The 18,640-nt window shown below is 71.4% G+C and carries 19 protein-coding genes; 4 read left to right on the plus strand and 15 right to left on the minus strand.

What is annotated here, in order from left to right; all coding sequences use genetic code 11:
* Nucleotides 1-95: 95 nt before the first annotated feature.
* The 13 genes from ccsA to FAF44_RS22195 all read right to left on the minus strand — a co-directional run bounded on the left by ccsA (nt 96) and on the right by FAF44_RS22195 (nt 13,380).
* A complete protein-coding gene (gene ccsA / locus FAF44_RS22135) occupies nt 96-1,136 on the minus strand; it encodes a cytochrome c biogenesis protein CcsA (protein ID WP_237105137.1) in 1,041 nt (346 codons plus the stop codon).
* Nucleotides 1,126-2,685: a cytochrome c biogenesis protein ResB gene (locus FAF44_RS22140; protein WP_237105138.1), complete on the minus strand. Its 1,560-nt coding sequence runs from the start codon at nt 2,683-2,685 to the stop codon at nt 1,126-1,128. The genes ccsA and FAF44_RS22140 overlap by 11 nt, the downstream gene beginning before the upstream one ends.
* On the minus strand, nt 2,685-3,407 hold the full coding sequence (locus tag FAF44_RS22145; RefSeq protein ID WP_237105139.1) for a cytochrome c biogenesis CcdA family protein: 723 nt from the start codon (nt 3,405-3,407) through the stop codon (nt 2,685-2,687). Before FAF44_RS22145 ends, FAF44_RS22140 begins: the two co-directional genes overlap by 1 nt.
* Nucleotides 3,400-3,969 (minus strand): TlpA disulfide reductase family protein, encoded by a 570-nt coding sequence (locus tag FAF44_RS22150; RefSeq protein WP_237105140.1) that lies wholly within the window; start codon nt 3,967-3,969, stop codon nt 3,400-3,402. Before FAF44_RS22150 ends, FAF44_RS22145 begins: the two co-directional genes overlap by 8 nt.
* A gap of 71 nt (nt 3,970-4,040) precedes the next feature.
* A complete protein-coding gene (locus FAF44_RS22155; protein WP_237105141.1) occupies nt 4,041-4,679 on the minus strand; it encodes a histidine phosphatase family protein in 639 nt (212 codons plus the stop codon).
* Nucleotides 4,680-4,731: 52 nt separating this feature from the next.
* Nucleotides 4,732-5,652 carry a LysR family transcriptional regulator gene (locus FAF44_RS22160; protein WP_237105142.1) on the minus strand — a complete coding sequence of 307 codons (921 nt, stop codon included), beginning with the start codon at nt 5,650-5,652 and terminating at the stop codon, nt 4,732-4,734.
* Nucleotides 5,653-5,853: 201 nt separating this feature from the next.
* Nucleotides 5,854-7,143, minus strand: coding sequence for a glutamate-1-semialdehyde 2,1-aminomutase (hemL, locus tag FAF44_RS22165; protein WP_237105143.1), 1,290 nt, complete (start codon nt 7,141-7,143; stop codon nt 5,854-5,856).
* A gap of 59 nt (nt 7,144-7,202) precedes the next feature.
* Entirely contained in the window at nt 7,203-7,832 is a 630-nt protein-coding gene (locus FAF44_RS22170) for a bifunctional DNA primase/polymerase (protein ID WP_237105144.1), read from the minus strand.
* Nucleotides 7,833-8,008: 176 nt separating this feature from the next.
* Nucleotides 8,009-8,992, minus strand: a complete 984-nt coding sequence (hemB, locus tag FAF44_RS22175) for a porphobilinogen synthase (RefSeq protein WP_237105145.1) — start codon at nt 8,990-8,992, stop codon at nt 8,009-8,011.
* Complete coding sequence (locus FAF44_RS22180) at nt 8,989-10,533, minus strand: bifunctional uroporphyrinogen-III C-methyltransferase/uroporphyrinogen-III synthase (protein WP_237105146.1); 1,545 nt, start codon at nt 10,531-10,533, stop codon at nt 8,989-8,991. The genes hemB and FAF44_RS22180 overlap by 4 nt, the downstream gene beginning before the upstream one ends.
* The gene (hemC, locus tag FAF44_RS22185) at nt 10,530-11,450 is read right to left on the minus strand and encodes a hydroxymethylbilane synthase (protein WP_237105147.1); all 921 of its coding nucleotides are present in this window, start codon (nt 11,448-11,450) and stop codon (nt 10,530-10,532) included. Before hemC ends, FAF44_RS22180 begins: the two co-directional genes overlap by 4 nt.
* Nucleotides 11,447-12,703: a glutamyl-tRNA reductase gene (locus FAF44_RS22190; RefSeq protein ID WP_237105148.1), complete on the minus strand. Its 1,257-nt coding sequence runs from the start codon at nt 12,701-12,703 to the stop codon at nt 11,447-11,449. Before FAF44_RS22190 ends, hemC begins: the two co-directional genes overlap by 4 nt.
* Entirely contained in the window at nt 12,700-13,380 is a 681-nt protein-coding gene (locus tag FAF44_RS22195) for a redox-sensing transcriptional repressor Rex (RefSeq protein ID WP_237105149.1), read from the minus strand. The genes FAF44_RS22190 and FAF44_RS22195 overlap by 4 nt, the downstream gene beginning before the upstream one ends.
* Nucleotides 13,381-13,495: 115 nt before the next feature.
* Between FAF44_RS22195 and FAF44_RS22200 the strand changes: the two genes are divergently transcribed.
* Entirely contained in the window at nt 13,496-13,732 is a 237-nt protein-coding gene (locus tag FAF44_RS22200; RefSeq protein ID WP_237105150.1) for a glutaredoxin family protein, read from the plus strand.
* Here the strand turns inward: FAF44_RS22200 and FAF44_RS22205 are convergent.
* Nucleotides 13,726-15,168: a putative quinol monooxygenase gene (locus FAF44_RS22205; protein WP_237105151.1), complete on the minus strand. Its 1,443-nt coding sequence runs from the start codon at nt 15,166-15,168 to the stop codon at nt 13,726-13,728. The genes FAF44_RS22200 and FAF44_RS22205 overlap by 7 nt on opposite strands.
* Before the next feature lie 179 nt (nt 15,169-15,347).
* Here FAF44_RS22205 and FAF44_RS22210 point away from each other — a divergent pair, with 179 nt between their 5' ends.
* From FAF44_RS22210 to FAF44_RS22220, 3 genes are read left to right on the plus strand one after another with little or no spacing between them, the layout of a single operon-like run.
* A complete protein-coding gene (locus FAF44_RS22210) occupies nt 15,348-16,022 on the plus strand; it encodes a sigma-70 family RNA polymerase sigma factor (RefSeq protein ID WP_237105152.1) in 675 nt (224 codons plus the stop codon).
* 59 nt (nt 16,023-16,081) lie between these two features.
* Nucleotides 16,082-16,714, plus strand: coding sequence for a DUF5667 domain-containing protein (locus FAF44_RS22215; RefSeq protein ID WP_237105153.1), 633 nt, complete (start codon nt 16,082-16,084; stop codon nt 16,712-16,714).
* A gap of 30 nt (nt 16,715-16,744) precedes the next feature.
* Nucleotides 16,745-17,608: an HAD family phosphatase gene (locus tag FAF44_RS22220; RefSeq protein ID WP_237105154.1), complete on the plus strand. Its 864-nt coding sequence runs from the start codon at nt 16,745-16,747 to the stop codon at nt 17,606-17,608.
* 15 nt (nt 17,609-17,623) lie between these two features.
* On the opposite strand, the gene FAF44_RS22225 is transcribed toward FAF44_RS22220, so the two are convergent.
* Nucleotides 17,624-18,640, minus strand: a complete 1,017-nt coding sequence (locus FAF44_RS22225; protein WP_237105155.1) for an LCP family protein — start codon at nt 18,638-18,640, stop codon at nt 17,624-17,626.

Raw genomic sequence — 18,640 nt, forward strand, 5'->3', positions numbered from 1 at the left:
GTCAGCCCTCCGCCGCCGACATCAGGCCACAGCGCGCAGGCACCACTTCCGGCAGCGCCTGCGCCTCCAACACATGCAGATCTAGCTATGTAGTACTAGTCGACGTCGGCGTAGCTGTGCAGGCCGTCGATGAAGATGTTGACCCCGATCAGGTTGAACAGCAGGCAGCCGAACGCCACGAGCTGCACGATGGTCGCGGACCTTCCCTTCCAGCCCGCCGTCACCTTGGCGTGCAGGTAGGCCGCGTAGGCCACCCAGGTGATGAAGGACCACACCTCCTTGGGGTCCCAGCCCCAGTAGCGGCCCCACGCCCGGTCCGCCCAGAGGGCGCCCGCGATCACGGCGAACGTCCACAGCGGGAAGGCGAACACGATCGCCCGGTGCGCCACCTTCTCCAGGTCGGCGCGCGACGGCAGGCGTGACAACCCGTCGCCGCGCACCAGGTAGAGCACCCCGGAGACGCCGGCCAGCGTCAGCAGGCCGCTGGCGATGATCGCGGCGGAGACGTGGATGGCGATCCAGTACGAGTCCAGCGCCGGCACCACCGGCCCCGCGGCCGTGTAGAAGACCTTGACCGCGAGCCCCAGCCCGAGCGCCGAGGTGACCATGACGAACGCGCCCAGGAAACGCACGTTGTGGCGGATCTGGGTGCCGAGGAACGCGGTCACGGCGGCGAAGCAGATCGCGACCACGAACTCGTACATGTTGCCCCACGGCCATCGGTCCACGGCCAGGCCGCGGGTGATGATGGCGCCCAGGTTGGCGGCCCAGCCGAGCCAGGCGAGCACGAGGGCTGTCGTCCCGGCCTTGGCGGCCCCGCCCGGCTTCTCGTCGCGAGAGTCCGCGGGAAGGGGCGTGGCGGGCGTCTCAGCCCCCGTCCACTCCGGGGTGGCGTCGCCCGGCCGCGCGTCGCGGGGCCGGGCGGAGAGTGTGTCCCCGTCCGGAACCGCGGCGGCCTCGGACGCCCCGACGGCGACCGGCTGTTTGACCCCGGCCGGCCGCGCCGACCCGGCCCGGCCCTGCCGGGCCCGCCCGAAGGCCAGCTCGACCGCGAAGAACACCATGGCGACGACATAGAGCAGGACGGCTGCGACGACGAAAAGATCGCTCAGCTCGGCGAGTTGCTCAGCGGACATCCTTCTCTCCTGCTGATAGAACCTTGACGATCTCGGCGAACTCCTCGGCGAAGCCCGCCGCGGAGCCCTCGGTACGGGTCAGGCCGCCGACCTCGACCCTGCCCTCGGAGATCCGGACGAACACCCTGCGGCGCCGGATCATGAGCGAGAGCGCGATGGCGACGACGGCCGTGGCGGCGGCCACGAGGGCGGGCAGACGCCCGGGGTCGTAGGCCGTCTGGAGCGTGATCCACTCCTTGACGCCGGTGAACTCGAGCTTGCCCAGCCCGTCGGGCAGCTCCAGCGACTGCCCCACCGCCAGCGGCTTGGGCACGGCGGACCCCATGACCAGGGGCTTGAGCTTCTTCAACACCTCGGGCGGGGCCAGCTCGTAGACCGACTGCGGCTTGCCCGAGCGTACGCCCAGGTCGCCGGAGAAGGCGCCGAGGATCTTCACCTCGGGGTTGATCCCGCCGGGGAAGGCCGAGGCGTGGTCGCCGTCGGTGAGCGGCACGCTGGTGGGCAGGAACTGCAGCAGGAACCCGAGCTGCGACGGCTGCGCGTCGGGCACCTTGACCACGCAGCCCGAGGTCATCGTGGTCTTCTGCTCGATCAGGCAGGGCACGGGCCCTTCGAAGGCCACCTGCCCCTGACCGTCGGTGACCTTGAACACGGGCGCGTAGCCGTTGCCGATCAGGTACGTCTGCGTGCCGTTGACCTCAAGCGGTTCGTTGACCTTCAGCTCGAAGTCGCGGGCGGGCGCCGCCGGGGTGTCGTTGACCTTGAGATGGGCCGAGTAGTCGAGGGCCTGCCCGCGCTTGTCGCCGGCGACCTGGTAGGCCACCTCGAACTCCGACAGCGTGAACGAGAACGGCTCCAGCGACTCGGCCGAGACCTGGTTGCCCGGCATGAACCGGTCGTAGGCCGCCACGGTGTTGGCGAAGCCGTCGCCCTCGACGACCAGCACGTTGCCGCGGTAGCCGAACAGGGACCCGGCGCCGATCGCGAGCAGGATGCCGAGCAGGGCGATGTGGAAGAACAGGTTGCCGGTCTCGCGCAGGAAGCCCTTCTCGGCCGACACCCAGCCGTCGCCGGTCACGACGCGGAAGCGCAGCTTGCGCAGCCTGCGAGCGGCCTGCGCGACCTCCAGGTCGCCGTCGAACGAGGCCGCGTGCGGCAGCCGGGACGGGTGCTTCGGCGCGGCGGGCGGCTTGCGGCGCAGCTCGCGCAGGTAGGTGGCGGTGCGCGGGACGATGCAGCCGATCAGCGAGGTGAACAGCAGCAGGTAGACGGCCGCGAACCAGGTGGAGGTGAACACCTCGAAGAGCTGGAGGCGGTCGTACCACTCGGCCAGCGCCGGGCTCTGCTCGTAGATCTGGGCGACCTTGTCGGGCTCGACGCCACGCTGCGGCACCAGCGAGCCGGGCACCGAGCCCAGCGCCAGCAGGAACAGCAGGATCAGCGCCGTCCGCATCGAGGTGAGCGTGCGCCACGCCCAGCGCAGCCAGGCCACCGGGCCGAACCCGGCCTGTTGGGGCGGGCGTTCCTTCGTCAGTTCCTGGACGCTCATCAGATCACCGGCTCGAACGCGCCGATCAGCCCCTGCATGGCGGCGATCATCTCTCCCCAGAGCCCGGTCACCAGCAGCACGCCGACGGCCACCATCATGCCGCCGCCGACCCTGGTGATCAGGCGCGAGTGCTTGCGGATGGCCCGGAACGTGCGCAGGGCCCTGCTGTAGGCCAGCGCCGCTCCCACGAACGGCAGGCCGAGGCCGAGGGCGTACGCCACGGCCAGCAGCGCGCCCCGGCCCGCGCTGCCCTCGTTGAGCCCGAGTGTCAGCACCACGGCCAGCGTGGGCCCGATGCACGGGGTCCAGCCCAGCCCGAACACCACCCCGAGCAGCGGCGCGCCGGCCAGCCCGGCGGCCGGCAGGCGGTGGATGCGCACGTCGCGCATCAGGCCGGGCAGCAGGCCGAGGAAGGCGAGCCCGAGCACGATGGTGAGCACGCCGAGCACGCGGGTGATGATCTCCGCGTTGCCCAGCATGACGGCCCCGAGGCCGCCGAACAACGCCCCGCTGAGCACGAACACCAGCGCGAACCCGGCCACGAACAACGACGCCCCGAGCACCAGCCGGCTCCGCTTGGGGTCGGCGCTCATGCCGGTGACGTACGACAGGTAACCCGGCACCAGCGGCAGCACGCACGGCGACAGGAACGACACCACCCCGGCCAGCACCGCGATCGGCACGGCCAGCAGCAGCGAGCCGGAGGCGACGACGTCACTCATCGCGCACCTTGGTCACCGCGTTCATCAGGTCGGTGTACTTGACCGCGCCCAGCGCCCTGGCCGCGATCCTGCCCTGCTTGTCGATGATCAGCGTGGACGGGATGGCCGCCGGCGGCACCGTGCCCTGGAAGGCCAGCGCGACCTTGCCGGGCTGGTCGAAGATGTGCGGGTAGCCGGTCTGCTCGGTGCGTTCGAACGCCTGCGCGTCGGCCTGGCGGTCCTTGAAGTCGACGCCGAGGAACCGCACGCCGCTGTCCTTGGTCTTGACCGCGACCTCCTTGAGCACCGGCGCCTCGGCCCGGCAGGGGCCGCACCAGGAGGCCCAGAAGTTGAGCACCACGACCTTGCCCTTGTGCTCGGCCAGCGAGGCGGTGCCGCCGTCGAGGGTCGGGCCCTCGACCGCGGGCGCGGGGCGGCGCTCGGCGGCTTCGAACACCTGCATCTTCCCGTCGCCCGCGACGAAGCGGGTGTCGCCCGCCTGGGGCTGACCGCCCTGGTTGCCGGCGCAGCCCGCGACGAGCACAGCCAGGAGGACACCGAGGGAGATGGACTTGGCGCGCACGGAGGAAGATCTCCTTGTACTACAAGCGGTAGAGCTTGCAACTCTACCGGGACGCCTCCGCGCTCCGGACATCAGGCCCCGGGGACGGCCGGCCCCGTGTCCAGCGTTCCCGCGGGCTCGCTGTAGCCGATGCTGATCAGGCGGTCGCGGTCGAAGGTGAGCGTGGTCAGGCTGGCCAGCGCGCACTGCCGGCGCCGCGGGTCGTGCCAGAGCCTGCGGCCCTCCGCGGCCGACCTGATGGCCCAGATGGGCAACTGGTGGCTGACCAGCACCACCTCGTGGCCGCGCGCCGCCGCCCTGGCCTCGTCGATGATCGACTTCATCCGCAGGACGATGGCGGGGTATGCCTCGCCCCACGACGGGCGCAGCGGGTTCCAGAAGTAGCGGTAGTTGCGCCAGTCGCGCAGCAGGCCGAGGCCCTGGCCCACGGTGCGGCCCTCCAGCAGGTTGCCCGCCTCGATCAGCCGGGGGTCGGGCGTGGCCTCCAGGCCGAGCTTGTCGGCCAGCGGCGCCGCCGTCTCCAGGGCGCGTTCGAGCGGTGAGCTGTAGAGCTTGACGATGTCACGGCCGCCGACGGCCTTGGCGACCGTCTCGGCCATGAGCCGGCCCGTCTCGGACAGGTGGTAGCCGGGCAACCGGCCGTACAGGATGCCGGCGGGATTGTGCACCTCACCGTGGCGCAACAGGTGAACGACGGTGGTTTCAGCCATGGTGGGCACAGCTTATCCGCTCACCCGCGCCGCGCGGCCGAGGCCCCGCCGCTCAGTTCACGGCCCAGGCGTTCTCCTGCGTCCTGCTGGCCTCCACCAGGGCGTCCACCATGGCCCTGATGGCGGGGCGGCGGGCGGCGTCGGTGCGCCACAGGGCGTAGATGCGCCGCGACTGGCGGGGCCGCAGCGGGACGAGCCGCACGCCGTCGGGCACGCAGTCGCGCCCGAGCCGCGGCACGATCGCGCAGCCCAGGCCGGCCGCGACGAGCGCGAGCTGGGTCGGGTACTCGTCGGCCATGCACGCGATCACCGGCTCCAGCGAGGCGCCGCGCAGCGTGAACACCAGCCAGTCGTGGCAGCAGGTGCCGGGTGTGGAGCTGATCCACTGTTCGCCGTGCAGCGCCGCCAGCTCGATCTCCCGCTCGCCGGCCATGGGGTGGCCGGCCGGCACGGCCACGTCGGCGATGTCGTCGAGGAGCGTGGCCTTGGACAACCCTTCGGGGATGGCCATGGGCCGGTTCAGCCAGTCCTGGATGACGCCCAGGTCAAGCTCGCCTCTGGCGACCTCGCGGACGACCCGATCGGGATCGCGCTCGTTGAGCTGCACCCACAGGTCGGGGTGGTGCTCCTTGAGCGAGAGCAGCGCGGCCGGCATGAGGCCGCGGACGGCGGTGGGGAAGGCGGCCACGTTGAGCCTGCCGACGACCTCGCCGCGCAGCGCCTCGAAGTCGGCCTCGGCGGTCTCGACCAGGGCGAGGATGCGTTCGGCGTGCTCGGCCAGCAGCCCGGCCGCGTCTGTCAGGCGCACGCCGCGGCCGTTGCGCTCCATCAGCCGGGCGCCGGTCTCGCGCTCCAGCTTGGCGATCTGCTGCGAGACGGCCGACGGCGTGACCATGAGCGCGTCGGCCGCCGCCCCGACCGACCCGTAGACATGCACTGCGTGTAGAGCCTTGAGCCGGTTCAGGTCCAACATGTAAGCCAGCCTAAACGGTTTAGCGTAGAAAGTCTCGCTTGTGGTTGATTGTGTAGCAGATGAAAATAGTTGCTATGAGAATCCTGAAGACGAAGCAGCAGCAGACCGGTTCCCCGTCCTACCTCAAGGTGCTCGCCGAGCAGGCCCGCGAGCAGCGCATCCGCTACCAGAAGCCGGGCCGCTGAACGCCCCTCGCCGCCGTCACAGGACGGCGGCGGCCGCCTTCGCCGCGACGGGCAGGGCCTCGGCCACCCGGCCGAGCGCCTCGTCGTCGTGCGAGGCCGACAGGAACCACGCCTCGTAGGCCGACGGGGGCAGGTAGACGCCCTGGTCGAGCATCGCGTGGAAGAACGCGGTGAAGGCATCGGTGTTCTGGGTCTTCGCCTCGGCGAAGCTCGTCACCGCCGAATCGGTGAAGAAAATCGAGAACAGGCTGCCCGCCCGCTGCAGCCGATGTGGCACCCCGGCCTTCGCCAGCGCCTCGGAGGCCATCTCCCCCACCTTGAGCGCCGCCGCGTCGACCCGCGCGTACGCCTCGGCGTCGAGGGCGCGCAGCGTGGCCAGCCCGGCCGCGCAGGCCAGCGGGTTACCCGACAACGTGCCCGCCTGGTAGACGGGACCCTCGGGGGCCAGGCAGGCCATGACGTCCGCCCGGCCGCCGAACGCCGCCGCCGGCAGGCCGCCCCCCATGACCTTGCCGAACGTCATGAGGTCGGCGTCGACCGGGTCGAGGCCGTACCAGCCGGCGGACGAGACGCGGAAGCCCGTCAGCACCTCGTCCACGATGAGCAGCGCGCCGTTCGCCGTGCACAGCTCGCGCAGCCGCGTGTTGAACCCCTCGCTCGGCGGCACCACGCCCATGTTCGCCGGGCAAGCCTCGGTGATCACGCAGGCGATCTCCGACGCGGCGAAGGCCGCCTCGACGGCCTCGACATCGTTGTACGGCAGCACGATCGTGTCCGCCGCCGACGCCCCCGTCACGCCGGGGGTGTCGGGCAGCCCGAACGTCACCACCCCGGACCCCGCCGCGGCCAGCAGCGCGTCGACGTGCCCGTGGTAGCAGCCGGCGAACTTGATCACCTTCGACCGCCCGGTGAACCCCCTGGCCAGCCGGACCGCGCTCATCGTCGCCTCGGTGCCCGAGCTGACCAGCCGCACCTTCTCGACCGGCGCCACCCGCGCCACGAGCTCCTCGGCCAGCTCGACCTCGCCACGCGTGGCGGTGCCGTAGGAGAACCCGCCCGCGACGGCGGCCTCGACCGCCTCGACGACCGCGGGGTGGCGGTGACCGAGGATCATCGGGCCCCAGGAGCAGACCAGATCGACGTAGCGGTTGCCGTCGACGTCGGTGATGTACGGCCCCTGGCCCGAGGCCATGAACCGCGGCGTGCCGCCCACCGCGCCGAACGCGCGCACCGGGGAGTTGACGCCACCCGGCACGATCTCTTTCGCGCGGGCGAACAGGGCTTCGGAGTTGTGTGTACGGCTCACCCGACAAGAGTAGTCATTGCGCACGGTGGTGCCGTTGCCGGCCGCCCGCGCACCCCCGCTCAGTCGGCCAGCCACTCCAGGATGCGCAGCGGGTCGGGCAGCGGACGCCCGTCGGGGGGCCGCAGCCAGGACACCGACCGGTCACCGGGAAGGGCCGAGGGCGGCGCGAGCACGTAGCTGTCGCGGCAGTGCCAGCGCAGGCCGGGGGTGTCGTCGATGGTGGCCGGATCGCAGTCGAGCTGGCACGACCACCACTCGTCCTCGTCCTCCGGGTTGCCGCGCGTCGCCACATAGAACAGAACCCGGTCGCCGTTGGCGGCGACCGGGCCAGGGTGGGCGTCGGCGGCGTCGATCCGGGTGAGGGCCGACAGTCCGGTGGAGAGCGGTACGTCGAAGACGTCGAACACGCGCCCCGTGGGCAGGATCACATTGGCTTCGGGCTCGGCCCGCCACCAGCGTGTGAGCAGGGCGGCGTCGGTCGTGGCCTGCATGTGCCAGGCGGGCGAGAGCGGATGGGCGCCCGGGTCGGGACAGCCGACACGGTCACAGGAGCACGCACGCGGCCCCTGACGCAGCGGGAAGGCACCCGGCACCACGGGCCAGCCCAGGGCGGCGTACTCGAGCACGGTCGAGATGCGTGTCGGCCGCGCCCGTTTTCTGGTACGCCGAGCCAGTGGTACCCCCACCATGGTGTCTCCCGTTCGACTCACAGCGCCTGAGGAGGCCCCTTGCTCCAGGCGCCACGGCGGCCGCGTTCAGCGGCCCGCCGCAGGCAGCGAATTCGCACCTACGCACGCGGGACACACCAGCACTTGTCATGCAACTCTAGCCCACGGGCCTCGGGAGTCGACGGGAAACCCCTGGGTTAGAGCCGCCGAGCCACTTCCGTGGCCCAGTACGTCAGGATCAGGTCGGCTCCCGCGCGCTTGATCGCGACCAGCGATTCCGTGATCATGCGCTCGCGATCCACCCAGCCGTTGGCGGCGGCGGCCTCGATCATCGCGTACTCGCCGCTGACCTGGTAGGCGGCCACCGGCACGTCCACCTCGGCGCGGAAGCGGGCGATCACGTCGAGGTAGGCCAGGGCGGGCTTGACCATGACCGCGTCGACGCCCTCCGCCAGGTCGAGGCGGACCTCGCGCAGCGCCTCCTCCAGCGGCCCGGCCGGGTCCTGCTGGTGGGTGCTGCGGTCGCCGAACTGCGGGGCGCACTCGGCGGCGTCGCGGAAGGGGCCGTAGAAGGCGGAGGCGTACTTCGCCGAATATCCCAGGATCGGGACGTTCCCGAAACCGGCGCCGTCGAGCGCCGCGCGGATCGCGCCCACCTGGCCGTCCATCATGCCGCTGGGCGCCACCATCTGCGAGCCGGCCCGCGCCTGGGCCACCGCGATCGAGGCGTACCGCTCGAGCGTGGCGTCGTTGTCCACGTCGCCGGACGGCGTGAGGATCCCGCAGTGCCCGTGGTCGGTGAACTCGTCGAGGCAGGTGTCGGCCATCACCACGATCGAGTCGCCCACCTCGGCCACCACGTCGCGCAGCGCGACCTGCAGCACGCCGTCGGGGTCGTCGGCGGCCGAGCCGCGGGCGTCCTTCACCTGCGGGATGCCGAACAGGATGACGCCGCCCACGCCGGCCTCGGCGGCCTCGCGGGCCGCCTTGCGCAGCGAGTCGCGGGTGTGCTGCACGACGCCCGGCATCGAGGCCACCGGCGCCGGCTCGGTGAGGCCCTCCTTGGCGAACATCGGCAGGATCAGGTCGGCGGGGTGCAGCCTGGTGCCCGCCACCATCCGGCGCAGCGCCGGGCCGCGACGCAGCCTCCTGGGACGGGAGACGGGGAACTGCGCGCTCATTTGGCTCTCCTCCTGGCGCCACGACGGTTCTGCGAGGGCCGGCGCGGGGTGTCGCCCGCGGCCAGCGCCGCCTGGCGCTGCTTGGCTCCGAACTCGGCCACCGCGGCGGCCAGGGCGGAGGCTGACGGCTTGTCGGCCATGACGTCGACCCGGAGCCCGAACTCCTCGGCGGTCTTGGCCGTCTGCGGCCCGATGACCGCGATCACCGTGACGTTGTGCGGCTTGCCGGCGATGCCCACGAGGTTGCGCACGGTGGACGACGAGGTGAAGAGCACGGCGTCGAAGCCGCCGCCCTTGATGGCCTCGCGGATGGGCGCGGGCGGCGGGGCGGCCCGCACGGTGCGGTAGGCGGTGACGTCGTCGCACTCCCAGCCCAGCTCGGTGAGCCCGGCCACGAGCGTGTCGGTGGAGATGTCGGCCCGCGGCAGCAGCACCCGGTTGATCGGGTCGAGCATCGAGTCGTACGGCGGCCACTCGGCCACCAGGCCCTCCGACGACTGCTCACCGGAGGGCAGCAGGTCCGGCTTGACCCCGAACTCGACCAGCGCCCGCGCGGTCGCGTCGCCCACGGCGGCCACCTTGAGCCCGGCGAAGGCACGGGCGTCGAGGCCGTACTCCTCGAACTTCTCGCGTACCGCCTTGACCGCGTTCGCGCTGGTGAAGGCCACCCACTCGTAGCGGCCGGTGACCAGGCCCTTGATGGCGCGGTCCATCTGCTGCGGGGTGCGGGGCGGCTCGACCGAGATGGTCGGCACCTCCTCGGGCACCGCGCCGTACGCGATGAGCTGCTCGGACAGGCTCTGCGACTGCTCCTTCGTACGGGGCACCAGCACCCGCCACCCGAACAGCGGCTTGGTCTCGAACCACGACAGCTTCTCGCGCTGCCCCACGGCCTCGCCCACCACGATCAGCGCGGGCTCGGTGAACCCGGCGTGCTTGAGGTCGGCCTGCAGCCGGCCGAGCGAGGACACGACGGTGTACTGCTCGGTGGTGGTGCCGCCGCTGCTGACGGCGACGGGCGTGGTGTCGGGCTTGCCGCCCGCGATCAGCGCCTTGCCGATGGCCACGGCGTCGCCGATGCCGTTGTAGACGACCAGCGTGCCGCGGCAGGCGGCGTGGGCGGCCCAGTCCTGTTCCTGGGACGCGTCGACGATCCGGAACTCGGGCACGGCCGTCGCCGGCGGGATGCCCGCGTACGTGAGCACGGCGGTCGCGGGCGGCACGCCGGGCACGATCTCGAAGTCCACCCCCGCCGCGGCGCAGGCCGCGGCCTCCTCGGTGATCGAGGAAAACAGCATGGGGTCGCCCTCGCACAGGCGCACCACGAGCTGCCCTCGTGCGGCACGCTGGACGAGATCGCCCTCGGCGATCTCGACGCCTTCACGGCAGTGGCGCAGCAACGAGCTTTGTGTCTCGGCGTCGAGCACCACCGCGTCGGCCTTGGCGAGCAGCTCGGCGGCGCGGAGTGTCAGCAGGTTGGGATCACCGGGACCCGCGCCTACGAACGCGACGAAACCGGAGGTCGGACTATCGGAGCTCAATGGGATTGCTCCCCCATCAATCTGTCGGCCCCTTCGGCGATCATCTCGGCCGCGAGGAGGCGGCCCAGGTTCGCAGCCTCCGAAGGAGAGCCGGCGGCGGACTTGCGGACCGCTTCGCGGCCGTCGATGGAGACGACCACAGCGGTCAGGTTCAGAGTCTGCCCGTCATCGGCCGCGAAAGCACCCACCGGAGCGGCGCACCCAGCCTCGAGAGCGGACAGGAGGGCACGTTCGGCGGTCACCGCGGAGCGTGTCCCGGGGTCGTCGAGCACGCGCAGGAGCTCGATCAGGTCGGCGCGGTCGGCGCGGCACTCCACGGCCAGCGCGCCCTGGCCGGGAGCGGGCAGCAGCTCCTCGACCTCGAAGATCTGCGCGATCTCGGCGTCGCGGCCGAGCCTGCCGAGCCCGGCCGCGGCGAGCACGACGGCGTCGAGTTCGCCGGAGTGCACCTTTGCGATGCGCGTGTCGGCGTTGCCGCGCAGGGCGACGTACTCGAGGTCGGGGCGGAGCGCGCCCAGCATGGCGACGCGGCGTGGCGAGCCGGTGCCGACCCTGGCCCCGGCGGGCAGGTCGGCGAACTTGTGCGTGCTCACCAGCGCGTCGCGGTGGTCGTGGCGGGCGGGGATGGCGGCCAGCACGAAGCGCGGGTCCTGCTGGGTCGGCAGGTCCTTCAGCGAGTGGACGGCGAGGTCGATCTCGTCGTCGATCAGCTTGTCGCGCAGCGCGCTGACGAACACGCCGGTGCCGCCGAGCTGCGCGAGGTGCGCCTTGGTCACGTCGCCGAACGTCGTGACGCCGACCAGCTCGACCGCGCGCCCGGTGCGGCGCATGTAGTCGTCGGCCACCATCTGGGACTGCGTGGTCGCCAGAAGGCTGCGGCGGGAGCCGAGCCGCAGCGCGCCGGACGGCGACGTCACAGCTCCACCTCCCTCACGGCCTCGGGCACCTTCGGATCGAGATTGAACAACTCGCGCAGGGCTTCGGCATAATGATCGCCCCCCGGGCAGGCGGCGAGCTGCTTGACACGCACAGTGGGCTCGTGAAGCAGTTTGTCGACGACGCGCTGGACGGTCATGGCGACCTCGTCGCGGGTGCGGTCGTCGAGGTCGGGCACGCGCATGAGCAGGCGGCCCAGCTCTGACTCGACCACGTTCGCCGCCTTGCTGCGCAGCGCCACCACGGTCGGGGTGACCTTGGCGGCCCGCTCGCCGTCGAGGTAGGCGCGCAGTTCGTCCGCCACGAGGGCGCGCACGGACCGGACGGCGTCGCCCTCGCGCGAGCCGATGCCGGACTCCTGGATCGTCTCCAGGTCCACCAGCGTGACGCCGGGCAGGGCGCGCACGGCGGGGTCGATGTCGTGCGGCAGCGCCAGGTCCAGCAGGAACGCGGGCCCGTCGAGCATGCCGGGCGTGATGAGGTGCCGGCCCGCGCCGGTGCAGGTGATGACGATGTCGGCCCCGGCCAGCTCGCCGGCCACGGCGGCGAACTCGATCGCCCGCCCGCCGACGGACGCGGCCAGCCGGGCGCCCCGCTCGTACGTGCGGTTGGCCACGACGATGTCGCTCACCCCGGAGCGCGCCAGCGTGGCGGCGGCCAGCGAGCTCATCGAGCCCGCGCCGATCACCAGGGCGCGCCGCCCGGCCAGTTCGCCCGCCAGTGCGAGGCCCGCGGTGACGAGGGAGGCGCCGTGCTTGTCGATGCCGGTGTCGGTCTGGGCCCGCTTGCCCACCCGCAGCGCCTGCTGGACCAGTTCGTTGAGGGTGGCGCCGACGGTGCCCTGCCGCTGCGCGAGCTTGAGCGCCTGGCGGACCTGGCCGAGGATCTGGCCCTCGCCGACCACCATCGAGTCGAGCCCGCACACCACCGAGAACAGGTGCTCGACCGCGCGCTCCTCGTAGTGCACGTAGAAGTGCGGCGTCAGCTCTTCGACGGGGACGCCGGAGTGCACGCCCATGAGGCCGCTGACGGCGGTGACGGCGCCGTGGAAGCGCTCGACCGTGACGTAGACCTCGACCCGGTTGCAGGTCGAGACCACCATGGCCTCCGAGACGGAGGGATCCTGCTGAACGTCGTGCAGAAACTTCACGAGCGCGTCACCCGTCATCGAGACGCGCTCAAGCAGAGCCACCGGAGCGGTCCGGTGGCTCAGTCCGATAGCCAGAACACTCATTGACCGTCCACCGCCATGAGTGGCCCTCCAGCCTTGCGTTGCTCGTGGAACGCGAGAATCTGCAGTTCTATTGATAGGTCGACTTTACGGACATCGACGCTTTCGGGCACGGAGAGCACGACCGGTGCGAAGTTCAGGATGCTGGTGACGCCCACGGCGATCACGCGATCGCACACTTTCTGCGCCGCTGCCGCCGGTGTCGCCAGAACCACGATCGAAACTCCTCGCCGCTTGATCACGGCTTCCAGTTCGTCGATGTGCTCCACATTCAATCCCGCGATGGTGTCGCCCACGACTTCGGGGTCGGCATCGACGAGCGCCGCGACCCGGAAGCCTCTTGACACGAAACCGCCGTAGTTGGCCAGCGCGCGGCCGAGGTTACCGACTCCGACGATCGCGACCGCCCAGTCTTGCGTCAGGCCGAGCTCGCGGGAGATCTGGTAGACGAGGTACTCAACGTCATAGCCTACGCCGCGGGTGCCGTACGAGCCGAGGTGTGAGAGGTCCTTGCGCAACTTGGCGGAATTGACCCCGGCGGCGACGGCGAGGTCCTCCGAGCTGACGGTGGTGATCCCGCGCTCCCCCATCCCGTGCAGCGCCCGGAGGTACAGCGGCAGCCTGGCGACGGTCGCCTCGGGTATACCGCGGTCGCGGGGCTGGGACGACGGGCTCTTCACGTGCCGGTGCTCCAGGGGACGGGCGGCTTGGGGACCGCGGGACGGATTAGAACCGTCTTTCAGGTTAATCCCTTTGTGAACCGATGCACAAAGTCGGCCGGGGTACGGTTGCGTCATGCGTCGCATCACGTTGCTCGGCAAGCCCGGCTGTCACTTGTGTGAGGACGCGCGCCAGGTCATCGCGCGGGTCGCGGGCGAGCTCGGCGTGCCGTGGGAGGAGGTCAGCATCGACTCCTCCGCCGAGTTGCGGGAGAAGTACTGGGAGATGATCCCCGTCACACTGATCGACGGCGTGCAGCACGACTTCTGGCGGGTGGACGAGGCCCGCCTGCGGGCCGCCCTCGCTCAGTAGGCGGCCGTGGGCAGCGGCACCACCTTGGCGGCGTTCACGTTGAGCTCGATGACGTTCGTCGCCAGCACCATCGCCTGCCGTTCGTTGACGAAGCGCTCGACGTGGGGCTGGCGCTGGTGGTCGCGGTAGGCGACGTCGTCGCGGTAGAGCTCGTAGACGATGCGCTGCAAGGGGGCGGACTTCACCGCGTGGCAGGCGTACACGAGGGTGTCGGGCTCGCCGCGGCGCACGGCCTCGACGGTCGCCTCGGCCAGCCGGTCGAACGCGTCGCCCGCGCCGTCCATGATCGTGAAGACGGTGAGCAGGCCGAAGATGTGCGGCGAGGGACGTCCGGGGCCGGACTGCTGCGGGGCGGGTGAGAACAGGTCGGCGCCGGGGAAGACCGCGCCGGTCGCGGGGGCGGGCGGCGTCATGGCGGGCGCGCCGTTCATGATGTAGCCGGTCGAGGGCCCGTCCTGGGGCGGCGCGGTCATGCGGGCGGCGTAGTCGACCTCCCTGTCGCCCGCCCGGTACTCGGCGACCAGGTCGCCCAGCCCCGACGGCCGGCGCGGCGGCGACGGAGGCGCCTCGGCGGCCGGCACGGGCTCCGGTGTCGCCCTGCGCCCGGTGTGCTGCGGCCCCTCGTCGCGGAACATCGCGCGGTCGCCGGGCGTCATCTGGTGCTCGTCGAGCGGCGTGCGCCGCTCCTCGCGGCGCTGAGAGCGCTCCTCCCGGCGCGGGGAACGCTCGTCGCGGTCGTCGCCGAAGTCGTCGTCCTCGTCGTCCTCGTACGGCGCCAGCGGACGCAGCACCGTGTACCAGACCGCGGCCGCGGCCACGGCCAGCAGCGCCGTGGTGAACAGCCCCGGCACCGGGAACCGCATCGCACCCACGAGCGCCAGCGCCGACGGGACGACGACCGCGGTCGCGTGCAGGTTGTCGGTGTCGTACTCGTCGCCCTTGGACCACTTGACGCCGGCCACCGCCAGCATCCCCAGCATGAGCAGCACGGCCACCACGTGCACGCCGATCAGCAGGTAGCTGGGGACGAGGTTCCAGTGGTTGGCCGCGGAGGGCAGCGAGGCGCCCATGTCCTGGTTCTTCAGCGGGTCCCAGATCATGATCACGGTGGCCACGACGGTCAGCGCGATGCCGAACAGCCACGCCAGGAACCTCGGCGGGGCCTTCTCCGACAGCAGTTGCACCAGCCCGATGCCGAGCCAGAGCGGCGCCAGCAGCGATCCTGTCACCTGGTAGATCCGGAACGTGACGCCACCGAAGCCGGCGAGGTACCCGAAGCCGATCACGCCCAGTGACAGGCAGAGGGCGACGACTGCAACGGTCCAGGCGACCAACCACCCCTCAGGCTCGTCGCGCAGCCGTTGGATCAGGGCGCCGGCCGCGACCGCGGCGAGGAGCGCACCGGCGAGAGCTATGACAGCAACGAGGATCTCCATGGTGACTCCAATGCTGCCGGACGATGCCTCCCAGCCGGTAGCCGAAGAGGGAACGGGTCGGTCCACCACGGTATCCGCCGATTACGCCTAGTCATGCATGACTTCTGTGGATTGTGGAATTTCCGGTTGATTTCTAGAGTGTTCGAGCACGCCGCACCCCTTACCCCTAGGGATACCGGATGCCTGACTCGTCGCCGTTCGCCGGGCTGCTCGCGCCAGCGGTCGCTGGACCCGCCCGGACGGGCGAGTTCGCCGTGCGCGAAGACGTCCGCGAGGACGTGCGTGAGGACCCGCGAGAAGACGTCCAAGAGGACCTCCGCACGCTGGTCATGCATGCCAAGAACGGATGCACGCAATCCTTTGGCACGCTCTACGACCGTTACGTGGACCTGGTCTACCGCTACATCTACTTCCGGGTGGGCTCGCACCCGCTGGCCGAGGACCTGACCAGCGAGACCTTCCTGCGGGCACTGCGCAGGATCGGCGACTTCACCTGGCAGGGCCGCGACTTCGGGGCCTGGCTCGTGACCATCGCGAGAAACCTGGTGACCGACCACTTCAAGTCGGGGCGCTACCGCCTGGAGATCCCGACCGGCGAGGTCATCGACGTACCGCTCGACGGCTCCCACATCCCCGAGAACGCCGTGGTCACGGCCATCATCAACGACCGGGTCCTGCGTGCCGTACGAGATCTCAATCCCGAACAACAGGAATGCGTCGTCCTGCGCTTCCTGCACGGCCTCTCGCTCGCGGAAACCGCGCTGATCATGGGGAAGAAGAGTGGAGCGATCAAAGCGCTGCAGTTCCGTGCCGTACGGGCGCTCGCCAGAGCCCTCAAGCACGACCTGGCGTAACCTCCCCCATCCGCCCCTCGTTAAGCAGGTGTCATGGCCGCGTCGGTCAGGGAGCCGTCATGAGTAGGGCGCGCAGGCGGCGCGAACGCGTGCTGGAGCAGCTCACCGAACTGCGAGAGCTGCCTCTCGGCACCCCGCAGGCCGCCTTCAAGCAGCGGCTGCGTGCCGAGCTGCTGTCGGGCGCCCTGGAGGCGGAGCCCGAGGCGGCCGGCGCGCGCGGCCACCGGCGACCGCCCAGACGCCGGCCGCTGCTGTCGGGGCTCGCCGCCGTCGGGCTGGCGAGCGCGCTCATGGTCTCCTCCTTCGCGACCTACCAGGCCGTGCCCGGCGACTCGCTCTACCCGCTCAAGCGCGCCGCCGAGAGCACGCTCGTCCGGCTCAGCTCCACCGACGCCCAACGCGGCGAGCGCGAACTGGACTCGGCCAAGGCCCGCGCCAAGGAGGTCGCCAGCCTGCTCGGCTCCTCCGCCGAGGGCCCGCTGGTCAAGAAGACGCTCAAGGACATGGAGGAGTCCACCCGGGCGGGCATCAGCCGGCTCGAACGGGCCGAACCCCGCTCGCCGAAGATCAAGAAGTTCGCGCGGGAGCAGGAGGAGACCGTCAAGCCGATGCTCCAGGAACTCGACGAGGACCAACTCGCCCAGGCCACGGGCTACCTCGACTACATCGAGGGTCTGGCCGCCCCCGAGTAGGTAAGTAAGCTGAAGCCCATGTGGCGGCTTATGCGACGACGACAGGACCCGCAGCCCCAGGTCGCCGGCGAGGCCGCGGCACAGGCGGCGGTCACCGTCGCGCCGGTCGAGCCGGACCTGCGGGCCGCGGCCTTCTTCGACGTCGACAACACGATGATGCGCGGCGCGTCGATCTACCACTTCGCGCGGGGGCTGGCCACGCGCGGGCTGTTCACCACGTCCGACCTGCTGAAGTTCGCCGTGGGGCAGGCGGTCTTCCGGCTGCGCGGCAACGAGAACCCCGAGCACATCGCGGTGGCCAGGGAGACGGCGCTCGCGTTCGTGGCCGGAGCCAAGATCGACGACGTCGTCCGCCTCGGCGAGGAGATCTACGACGAGGTCATGGCCGACCGCATCTGGGGCGGCACCCGCGCGCTCGCGCAGAGCCACCTCGACGCCGGCCAGCGGGTCTGGCTGGTCACCGCCACCCCCATCGAGCTGGCCAGGGTGATCGCGCAGCGGCTCGGCCTGACGGGCGCGCTCGGCACGGTCGCCGAGACCAGCAACGGCGTCTACACCGGGCGGCTGGTCGGCGACCTGCTCCACGGGCCCGCCAAGGCGGAGGCGGTGCGCGCGCTGGCCCGCCGCGAGGGCCTCGACCTGAGCCGGTGCGCCGCCTACAGCGACTCCGCCAACGACCTGCCGATGTTGTCGCTGGTCGGCACCGCCGTGGCCATCAACCCCGACAGCGAGCTGCGCGAGCACGCCAGGAAGCACGACTGGGAGATCAAGGACTTCCGCACCGGCCGCAAGGCCACGATGACGGCCCTGCCCATCGCGGCCGGCGTGGGGGCCATCGCGGGCAGCGTGGCCGCCGGCATCGCCCTGCGCCGCCACTACCGCGGCCGGCCCTGACCACTGGCCGACGTCCTACTTCAGTGAGGCGAACAACCGGTCCGCCTCCGGCTGCCTCCACTGCAGCCGGTTCCGGTCCCGCGCGGCGGGCTCCCACGGCACCGACACGGTCTTCATCTCGGTGTCGGCGAGCTGCGTGCCCAGCTCGTACATCTCCTCCAGGCTGAGGTCCGTCCGGACCGACCGGCGCACCTCGCCCATGAAGTCCTTCAGCCTGACGGGGTCGGCGGCCAGCCGCGTGCGCACCTCACGCAGCATGGACAGGACGAACTGCTGCTGCCGTTTGACCCGCTGGATGTCGGAGCCGTCGCCGTAGCGGCGCAGCCGGACGTAGCCGAGGGCCTGCTCACCGTTCAGCACGCTCTCGCCCGCGGGCAGCTTGAGCTTGGCGGCCTTGTCGTCCACAGGCTGTGGAAGCTTGACCGGCACCCCGCCGAGCGCGTCCACCATGTCCTTGAAGCCGGCGAAGTCCACCTCCACCGTGTGGTGCAGGCGCAGCCCCGTCAGCGCCTCCAGGGTCGCCCTGAGGCACGCGGCGCCGCCCGAGTCGTACGCCGAGTTGATCAGGTCCGTCCTGGCCGGGTCGGAGCCGCAGGGCGCGATCCGCACCATCGAGTCGCGCGGGACGCTGACCGCCGTGGTCCGGCTGCGGTCCGCGGGCACGTGCACGATCATGATGGTGTCGGACCGCCGGCCGCCCGAGCCCGGCTGCCTGGCGAGGTTCGGGCCGTACTCCTCGTTGCCCTCGCCCGCGCGGGTGTCCGAGCCGATCAGCAGCACGTTCCTGGTGCCGCTCACGTCCACCACGTCCGTCCCGGCCGGCGGGGCTGCGGTGTGCCGGTCGGCGACGAGCAGCGCGGGCACCGCGACGGCGACGGCCGTGGCCGCGGCCACGAGAGCGGCCGTCCACCATCCCGGCCACCTGCGCCAGGGACGGCCGCGCAGGAACCGCTCGCGCTGACGGGCGAGCGTGGGCGGCGGCTGGTGCTCCAGTTCGGCCCCGAGGTCGCGGAGCAGCTTCAGGTCGTCCAT

The sequence above is a fragment of the Nonomuraea sp. MG754425 genome, from assembly GCF_021699195.1.
Classification (GTDB): domain Bacteria; phylum Actinomycetota; class Actinomycetes; order Streptosporangiales; family Streptosporangiaceae; genus Nonomuraea.

What these genes read in the sequence shown, in the direction of transcription:
- ccsA (WP_237105137.1), bottom strand. Translation starts at nt 1,136, where the DNA reads ATGTCCGCTGAGCAACTCGCCGAGCTGAGCGATCTTTTCGTCGTCGCA.
- FAF44_RS22140 (WP_237105138.1), bottom strand. Translation starts at nt 2,685, where the DNA reads ATGAGCGTCCAGGAACTGACGAAGGAACGCCCGCCCCAACAGGCCGGG.
- FAF44_RS22145 (WP_237105139.1), bottom strand. Translation starts at nt 3,407, where the DNA reads ATGAGTGACGTCGTCGCCTCCGGCTCGCTGCTGCTGGCCGTGCCGATC.
- FAF44_RS22155 (WP_237105141.1), bottom strand. Translation starts at nt 4,679, where the DNA reads ATGGCTGAAACCACCGTCGTTCACCTGTTGCGCCACGGTGAGGTGCAC.
- FAF44_RS22160 (WP_237105142.1), bottom strand. Translation starts at nt 5,652, where the DNA reads ATGTTGGACCTGAACCGGCTCAAGGCTCTACACGCAGTGCATGTCTAC.
- FAF44_RS22170 (WP_237105144.1), bottom strand. Translation starts at nt 7,832, where the DNA reads ATGGTGGGGGTACCACTGGCTCGGCGTACCAGAAAACGGGCGCGGCCG.
- hemB (WP_237105145.1), bottom strand. Translation starts at nt 8,992, where the DNA reads ATGAGCGCGCAGTTCCCCGTCTCCCGTCCCAGGAGGCTGCGTCGCGGC.
- FAF44_RS22190 (WP_237105148.1), bottom strand. Translation starts at nt 12,703, where the DNA reads ATGAGTGTTCTGGCTATCGGACTGAGCCACCGGACCGCTCCGGTGGCT.
- FAF44_RS22200 (WP_237105150.1), top strand. Translation starts at nt 13,496, where the DNA reads ATGCGTCGCATCACGTTGCTCGGCAAGCCCGGCTGTCACTTGTGTGAG.
- FAF44_RS22205 (WP_237105151.1), bottom strand. Translation starts at nt 15,168, where the DNA reads ATGGAGATCCTCGTTGCTGTCATAGCTCTCGCCGGTGCGCTCCTCGCC.
- FAF44_RS22210 (WP_237105152.1), top strand. Translation starts at nt 15,348, where the DNA reads ATGCCTGACTCGTCGCCGTTCGCCGGGCTGCTCGCGCCAGCGGTCGCT.
- FAF44_RS22215 (WP_237105153.1), top strand. Translation starts at nt 16,082, where the DNA reads ATGAGTAGGGCGCGCAGGCGGCGCGAACGCGTGCTGGAGCAGCTCACC.
- FAF44_RS22220 (WP_237105154.1), top strand. Translation starts at nt 16,745, where the DNA reads ATGCGACGACGACAGGACCCGCAGCCCCAGGTCGCCGGCGAGGCCGCG.
- FAF44_RS22225 (WP_237105155.1), bottom strand. Translation starts at nt 18,640, where the DNA reads ATGGACGACCTGAAGCTGCTCCGCGACCTCGGGGCCGAACTGGAGCAC.